2 protein-coding genes and 1 pseudogene are annotated in these 2404 nt (G+C 39.9%); 1 reads left to right on the plus strand and 2 read right to left on the minus strand.

All coding sequences use genetic code 11. From position 1 onward, the window contains the following. Positions 1–179 precede the first annotated feature (179 nt). Both FTT98_RS17580 and FTT98_RS17585 read right to left on the minus strand, forming a co-directional pair. Positions 180–1088, minus strand: a complete 909-nt coding sequence (locus FTT98_RS17580) for a polyprenyl synthetase family protein (protein ID WP_180004317.1) — start codon at positions 1086–1088, stop codon at positions 180–182. Between the two features lie 130 nt (positions 1089–1218). Continuing rightward, positions 1219–2127: a GGDEF domain-containing protein gene (locus tag FTT98_RS17585; RefSeq protein ID WP_180042388.1), complete on the minus strand. Its 909-nt coding sequence runs from the start codon at positions 2125–2127 to the stop codon at positions 1219–1221. A gap of 167 nt (positions 2128–2294) precedes the next feature. On the opposite strand from FTT98_RS17585, the pseudogene FTT98_RS17590 reads away from it, so the two are divergent. Beyond that, positions 2295–2404 (plus strand): annotated as a pseudogene (locus FTT98_RS17590) (RNA-guided endonuclease TnpB family protein); the annotation flags it as partial.

Consider the following 2404-nt stretch of genomic DNA (forward strand, 5'->3'; position numbering starts at 1 on the left):
TTCAAATGGCTATTCTACGTTTGATTGGTTTTGGAAAAAAAGAAGAATTTAAGAAAGTGCTAGCAATTTTAAGAAAGAAAAAGCCTGATAGGACAAGGATCCTATGAAATTTGTCGTGTACAGAGAAAAATGCCCACAACATGTTACATGTGTGGGCTGAGGTCTTTTACTGCGTCATATTAACTTTGACGTTTTAATAAAAACTGCGTGATCTTGTGTAATTCTGCCGCATCTTCTGCAAAATAATCCAAAGCTTGAAGCGCTTGTGCATGTAATTCTTCTGCATAAGCTTGGGCTTGATCAAGACCCATTAGCGCAGGATATGTGGATTTATCCACTTGTTGATCTTTACCCGCTGTTTTACCCAATGCTTCAGTGTCAGCAATAATATCTAAAATATCATCTTGCACCTGAAAGGCTAAACCAATCGCTAGGCCAAACTCACGGAGTTTAGGAATGGCTTGATCTGTGCCATTAAATATTGTCACTGCCGCCATCATGATTGCGGCAGAAATTAAAGCACCAGTTTTATTTCGATGAATATTTTCTAGTTCATCCTGACTGACATGCTTGCCTTCCGCTTGTAAGTCTAGAACTTGTCCATTGACCATTTTTGAAGTTGCAGTCGCTAAAATTTGCATTTGCTTCAAGATGATCGGCGCTTCAACGGCTGGGCCTTGATCAAAGAGACGGCTGCCTAAAACTTCAAAAGCCATCGATTGTAAAATATCGCCAGCAAGTAAAGCCGTATCTTCACCAAAAGCCACATGACAGGTTGGTTGACCACGACGGAGTAAATCGTTGTCCATACACGGCAAATCATCGTGTGCCAATGAATAACAATGAATAAATTCAATCGCCACCGCAGCACGGCGTACTGCTGCAAAATTAGTATTGGGTTTTAATGCTGCTGTTGCATAACAAAGTGCCGGTCGAACACGTTTTCCACCCAACATCACAGCATGATACACCGCCCCTTTTAAGGGTTCTGGAATTGAAAATGCATCAAGCGCTGTCAGTAAATCCTGCTGAATACGCTGCTGCGCTTCTGTCAGGGCATGTGTGGAAACGTCTGTTAAAGAAGACACATTCACCTCAAATACTTTAAATATTTAACTGCTTCGTTCATTAGCAAATCGACTGCCAATGTTTTCTGTCAATTTTGACCTGTTGCATCATACTGCTTTCTCAAATCTTTCTCTATGTTACGGCCTAAATCTATGTGTTTTTCCCACAGTCTGATGGTTTTTTAAATGTCGTTTCCTCAAATAGCGCCACATTTTGTCCATCATTAAAACAGGTACAATTTTTCGAGCCTTTCTTGGCTTGATACAAAGCCTGATCGGCACGTGCCAATGTTTCAAAAAATGACTCTGTACCATCCCACAAGGCCACTCCGCATGAGATACTCAGTTGTAAAGCCTTATCCGCATAATTCATCGAAGAAGCATAGATTTGCTCACAACATTGTTGAGCAATCGAACATGCAGTCGATATAGCCGTGCGTGGCAAAATCATTGCAAACTCTTCCCCACCCATGCGATATATTTGTGCATCTGCATGTTGACTAATTTGCATCCTTAAAAGCTGCGCACTTTTTCTTAAAACTTCATCGCCAAACGCATGACCGTAGATATCATTGATTTGCTTAAAATTGTCTAAGTCGAGCATCATCAAACAAATTTCATCTGCTTGTTCGACCGCGAAGCTTTTTTGCCACTGAGAAAGGTCTAAATCAAAACCTCGTCGATTTCTTATCCCTGTCAGATAATCAAAATAAACTTGTTGTTCGAGTTGTTGGTTATGTTTCAACAGCGATAATTCGACTTGCTTTAAATTTGTAATGTCCGCACAGCACAACAGCACATGTTCCAAATCGCCACTTTGTTGAAACTTTGGTTTGAACGTGAACCAATAATGCCGTTCATTTTCACTATACATAAAGGGTTCAATGCTATCGTTCTCTAAACAGCGTAAATCAAACTCAGAACTTGTGGCTTTGGTTTTTTGCTGCATCACGGACACATGATTCAATACAATCTCTTGTAAGTCTGACTGAAATCGATGTTTAAATATTTGATTGGCGCATATCAGCTCAGCTGTCGCAGAAAATAACGCAGCAGGCATTGGCAACGCTTCTAATACAGCTAATTGTTCAGTAGGTAGGTCCGATTTTATCAAATGGAGCGTAAAACTCTGTCCTTCAGGTCAGAGATATAAGCGACACGACATGAAGTGTCGTTTGATTTAACTAAGGACTATTTTCCTTGAGTTTTAATTGTTAATATAAGTACATGAAAACCCTTAAATTACGTATAAAAGACAAACATTGCAAGGTGTTAGACCAACTAGCATCAGAAGTGAACTTCGTCTGGAATTATGTCAATGATTTAGGGTTTAGGCA

This window comes from Acinetobacter sp. YH12039, from assembly GCF_013420015.1.
Lineage (GTDB): Bacteria > Pseudomonadota > Gammaproteobacteria > Pseudomonadales > Moraxellaceae > Acinetobacter > Acinetobacter amyesii.

Coding starts and splice junctions, on each gene's coding strand:
- FTT98_RS17585 (WP_180042388.1), bottom strand. CDS start 2,127: ATGCCTGCTGCGTTATTTTCTGCGACAGCTGAGCTGATATGCGCCAAT.